General features: G+C 70.8%; 3 protein-coding genes and 1 other RNA gene. 3 read left to right on the top strand and 1 reads right to left on the bottom strand.

The genetic code is table 11. The annotated features are described in order from the left end of the window. The coding region (locus tag FV223_RS22045) for an acyltransferase (protein WP_210247523.1) at positions 1-753 on the bottom strand (753 nt) is incomplete at its 3' end. Between the two features lie 389 nt (positions 754-1,142). Between FV223_RS22045 and FV223_RS22040 the strand changes: the two genes are divergently transcribed. The 3 genes from FV223_RS22040 to FV223_RS22030 form a co-directional block, all read left to right on the top strand. After that, on the top strand, positions 1,143-2,417 hold the full coding sequence (locus FV223_RS22040; protein ID WP_246686429.1) for an O-antigen ligase family protein: 1,275 nt from the start codon (positions 1,143-1,145) through the stop codon (positions 2,415-2,417). A gap of 100 nt (positions 2,418-2,517) precedes the next feature. Then, an RNA gene (gene ffs / locus FV223_RS22035) (signal recognition particle sRNA small type) lies at positions 2,518-2,616 on the top strand. Between the two features lie 89 nt (positions 2,617-2,705). Continuing rightward, positions 2,706-3,990: DNA polymerase III subunit gamma/tau (locus FV223_RS22030; protein ID WP_147728995.1), on the top strand; the 1,285-nt coding region annotated here is incomplete at its 3' end.

The following is a 3,990-nucleotide window of genomic DNA, read 5'->3' as shown; positions in this document are numbered from 1 at the left end:
CCCTGCGAGCCACGGCGTCCACCGCGCCCGGGTAAGGCACAGGAGCATGCCCGCGCCGAGTTCCCAGAAACGCGCCGGCAGCGTGTAGAAGGCGATCGTCGGGCGCGTCGCGCTGAGGAGCGCGCCGGCGGCGAAGGAGGCTGCGACGAGGGCGAGCAGGATCGGGACGCGACGGTCGCGCGGGCCGGCCGCGCCTGCGTCCTTCGAGCCGAAATACATGATCAGCGGGAACAGCAGGTAGAACTGTTCCTCGACCCCAAGCGACCACGTGTGGGTGAAGACGTTGAAGGCCGCCTTCACCGAGAAGTAGTCGTCGCCGGCGGCGAGCACGAGGTTGCTTAGGCCGAAGATCGCGGCCAGCCCGGTCTTGGCGATGGTGTCGCCGAGCCAGGCCGAGGGGATGAAGAGCGCGTAGGCGATGGCCGAGACGGCGACCGTCAGCGCCAGCGCCGGCAGGATCCGGGCGATGCGGCGGGCATAGAAAGCCAGCACGAAGTCACCGAACGAGCCGCCCTGCCGCTGCGCGACGGACGCCGTGACCACGAAGCCCGAGATGACGAAGAACACGTCGACCCCGGTCAGGCCCCCCGGAAGCCAGCCCTCCCGCAGATGGAACACCATCACGGCGATGACCGCGACGGCGCGCAGCCCGTCCACCGCACGGTAATGGTCCGCCGTCGCCCGGCCCGGTTCGATGGCCGGAGCCCTGTCGAGGACGGGCGCCGCCGGAAGCAGTCGGTCTCTCAGGCGCACGATCACCACGATCCTCGAGCGATGGAAGGGTTGCGCAGTACAACCGCCTCATCCTACCGCAGAGGGCCGACGCGACGCGGCAGTTTCCAGCGGTAAGATTAACGTTCCTCGCTTTAGAGAAGTCTATGTGAGCCCGCTGCCCGTGGGTTCGGCCGCGCGATGCTTGTATTCTTGCGAATGAGCGGAACGTGCCGCCCGGCCGGTGCGCCGATCCGAGACCCGTCCCCGCGCGACTTCGTCCAGATTCTGGCCGGGGGCGCGGGCTCGCTCGCAAGCATTCTCAAACCCGTCCTGCCGCAGGGTGCGATCGGGCTGCGCGGAATCGGCAGGCACGGGCGCAGGCCGCGACCGGCCTTCCGCCCCAGCCGCGGATCGGAAGGGGGGAGACCATGCGGATCGCGCAGGGAAGGCCCGGTCTCGTCGAGGTCGCGTCGGCGATGCCCGCGGCCGGGGCGGGATCGCTGACGCGTCTCGACCGGCTGGTGATCCTCGGCATCGGCTTCGTGCTTCAGCTCAATCCCATGACCTCGACCTTCGGGCTGCCGTTCATGCGGCTCTCCGACATGCTGCCCTTCCTGACGATCCCGTACTTCCTGATCCGGCCCGGCATCCTCTCGGCAATGCTGGCGCGGGCACTGCCGATCGGCCTCGTGGTCGCGCTGTTTGCGGCCTCGCTGGCGTTGAAGTCCGAGGTGCAGCCGGGCGACCTGTACTTCACCCTCGTGCTGCTGCTGTACTTCGTTCAGGCGGTGCAGCTCGTGATCCTGTTTCGCGCGCCGGCCGGCGCCGACTGCTTCGCCGTCGGCACGCTGGCGGGCTTCGCCGGCTCGCTCCTGGTGCTGCTTGCCGCTTCGGCGGGCGTCGACCTTACCGGCGTCGGCCTCGCGGTGCCGACAGACGGCGTCGAGCCGGAGCTCGTCCTGTTCATGAAGGACAAGCTCGGCGGCCTCTGGACCGCCGGGAACGAGACCGGCCACGTCTTCGCGGTCGCCGGCGCGGCGGCGGCCTATCTCTGGTACCGCACCGGGCGCAGCGCGATCTACGTCGCGTACTTCGCCGCGCTGCTCGTCAGCTTCCCGCTGACCAACAACCGCGCCGGGATGATCCTGCCGGCGATCTTCCTCGTGCTGATCCTGCGCAGGAGCGTGAGCGTCTACGCCGTCCTGTCGGGGGCGGCGGCCGTCTGCGCCCTGATCATGCTGTTCGGCGCCACCGGCTACGCGCCGGTGCCCGAGACGTTGCAGTCCGCGATCGAGAAGCGGTTCGTGGACGACAGCCACGCCGACAGCAACATCCTGGAACGCCTCGATTCGACCGCGGCCGGGCTGCAGCTCGCCGCCGCCCATCCGTTCGGCCTCGGCAACGTCTCCAAGGAGAACCAGCTGCTGATGATGGCCGGCGTCGGCACGCCGCACAACGCCGTCGTCACCCTCGCGCTCCAGAGCGGCGTCCTCGTCGTGCTCGCCTTCCTGGCCGGAACGGTCCGGATCGTCCTCGCCCCCCGGCGGTTCGGCCCGCTCCCGTTCTACACGGTGCTGTTCATGGTGCCCTCGCTGATGTTCGAGGAGCTGTCGATCAACCAGGTGTTCCTGTTCGGCTTCGCCCTCGTGCTCGCGGCCTCCGCGATGACGCGGAGCGGCGATCCGGCGGGCGCGCAGGCCTGATCGCGCCGCGTCCGGCCCGGCCGTCGACGCCGGGGGTTGCAGCCGGGGACCCGGCGCCCCGCCCGCTTGCCATCGCCGGAAGCTCCCGCCATATAGGCCGCGGGAGGTTGGCGAGGGACGTTTCACTCGCCAACCGGGTCAGGTCCGGAAGGAAGCAGCCCTAACGAGACCGAGCGGGTCTTCGTCCAGCCTCCCACCTCGTTCCACCGCAGGAACCGCGGGTCGATCGGCCCGCAGCGGCGGCCAAGGCACGACCGCGAAGAGCGAAGACGCACCCCCGAAGAGCGCATGGACGCGAGCACCGGCACGCCTGACGACGAGCCGGGCCTGCCCGGGTTTCCGGCGCCTGCCCTCGCGCAGACGCCGTACCGCGTGCTGGCGCGCAAATACCGTCCCAAGGATTTCGTCGACCTGATCGGCCAGGGCGCGATGGTGCGAACGCTCGGCAACGCGTTCGCGGCCGGGCGCATCCCGCAAGCCTGGATGCTGACCGGCGTGCGCGGCGTCGGCAAGACGACCACCGCGCGCATCCTCGCCCGCGGCCTGAACTACGCGCCGGTCGGCGCGCCCGACACCGGCCCGACCATCGCGATGCCGGGGCTCGGGGTCCACTGCCAGGCGATCATGGAATCGCGGCACATGGACGTGCTGGAGATGGACGCCGCCTCGCATACCGGCATCGAGGACGTGCGCGCGATCATCGACGGCGTGCGCTATTCGCCGGTCTCGGCGCGCTACAAGGTCTACATCATCGACGAGGTCCACATGCTCTCGGGCAACGCGTTCAACGCGTTCCTGAAGACGCTGGAGGAACCGCCGCCGCACGCGAAGTTCGTGTTCGCGACGACCGAGATCCGCAAGGTCCCGATCACCATCCTGTCGCGCTGCCAGCGGTTCGACCTGCGCCGGGTCGAGGCCGACGTGCTCTCCGCCCATCTCCAGAAGATCTGCGCGGCCGAAGGCGTCGGCGCCGAGGACGAGGCGGTGGCTGCGATCGTGCGCGCGGCGGAGGGCTCGGTGCGCGACGCGCTCTCGCTGCTCGACCAGGCCATCGCCCACGGCGCCGGCGCCGTCACCGCCGCAGGCGTGCGCGACATGCTCGGGCTCGCCGACCGGGCCCGCATCCTCGACCTGTTCGAGGCGGTGATGCGCGGCGACGTGCCCGCGGCCTTCGCCGAGCTGCGCAGCCAGTACGAGTCCGGTGCCGACCCGTCGGTCGTGCTCTCGGATCTCGCCGCCTTCACCCACCTCGTCACCCGGCTGAAGCTCGCGCCGGAGGCGGCGGCCGCCGACCCGACGCTGAGCGAGATCGAGCGGCGGCGCGGCGGCGATTTCGCCGGCCGCCTGCCCGTGCGGGCGCTGTCGCGGGCCTGGCAGATCCTGCTGAAGGCGATACCCGAGGTGCAGAGTGCGGCCCGCCCGCTCGCCGCGGCCGAGATGGCCCTGGTGCGGCTCGCCTACGCCGCCGACCTGCCGACGCCGGACGAGGCGTTGCGACAACTCAGGGCCGAAGCGCTCGCCGCCGGTGCGCAGGAGGGCGACGCACCGGCTCGACCAGCCCTCACCGCCCCGG

Origin of the sequence: Methylobacterium sp. WL116 (assembly GCF_008039455.1) — a bacterium.
Classification (GTDB): domain Bacteria; phylum Pseudomonadota; class Alphaproteobacteria; order Rhizobiales; family Beijerinckiaceae; genus Methylobacterium.
Note: the sequence above shows the minus strand (reverse complement) of the source record. Positions and strands in the feature narration are given on the sequence as shown.

Excerpts from the sequence above, each read along its gene's own strand:
- FV223_RS22040 (WP_246686429.1), top strand. The coding sequence starts at position 1,143 with ATGCGGATCGCGCAGGGAAGGCCCGGTCTCGTCGAGGTCGCGTCGGCG.